At 42.8% G+C, this 968-nt stretch carries 1 protein-coding gene and 1 pseudogene; both read left to right on the forward strand.

Features of this window, described 5'->3' with window-relative positions; genetic code table 11:
- A partial coding sequence (locus CVN76_RS03600; protein WP_198512464.1) for an SEC-C metal-binding domain-containing protein occupies window positions 1–538 on the forward strand: 538 nt, incomplete at its 5' end.
- 169 nt (window positions 539–707) lie between these two features.
- Window positions 708–968, forward strand: a pseudogene (locus tag CVN76_RS03605) (PCRF domain-containing protein); the annotation flags it as partial.

The following is a 968-nucleotide window of genomic DNA, read 5'->3' on the forward strand; positions in this document are numbered from 1 at the left end:
CTTGAATGGCAACTTATTCGATGAGGGGTCCATTTCCGTAACTGATTTAGACGGGAAAAATGAAACGGAATTGGTTGATTTCATTTTAGCCAAAGTGAAAAATGACTATGACCAAAAAGAAGAAGAGCTATCCGAAGAGCAAATGCGTGAATTCGAAAAGGTCATCGTCCTTCGTGCGGTGGACAGCAAATGGATGGATCATATCGATGCAATGGAGCAATTGCGCCAAGGGATTCACCTTCGTGCGTATGGCCAAATCGATCCGCTTCGTGAATATCAATCAGAGGGCTTCGCCATGTTTGAGGCGATGATAGCCTCTATGGAAGATGAAGTCGCTAAATACATCATGAAAGCTGAAATCCGTAACAATTTAGAGCGGAAAGAAGTCATACAAGGACAAGCTGTGAACCCGAAGGAAGAAGACGGGGGCAAAGTGAAAAAGGCTCCGGCCCGTAAAAAGGATGACGTTGGGCGAAATACGTTATGTCCTTGCGGCAGCGGTAAAAAATATAAGAATTGCCATGGCAGCGTAGGCTAATATTAGGTGTATAATGATTAAGGGACGGTCAAGTGCAAGGCTTGCCGCCTCTTTTCATGTTTCGTTTGCATAAAGTCGTATATTTGCATATAGTTTGAAGAGGCTTAATTGTACTGAGGCGAATCCCTCTGGAGGGATTTTTTTAACATACTTAATGAGGTGAATGGAAATGGAACTAGGAGAAATTAGAAATGAACTTGAACGGACAGCGCAACGATTAACGGACTTTAGGGGGTCTCTTTGACTTAGATGAAAAAGAGGCAAGAATCGCTCAGCTTGAAAATGAGATGACACACCCTGATTTTTGGAATGATCAACAAAAAGCGCAGACTGTCATCAATGAAACGAATGCACTGAAAGAGCAAGTCACCCAGCTGGCTGATTTGAACGAATCATATGAAAACCTGGATCTGACGTATGAACTAGTGAA

Source organism: Bacillus sp. mrc49 (assembly GCF_002803435.1).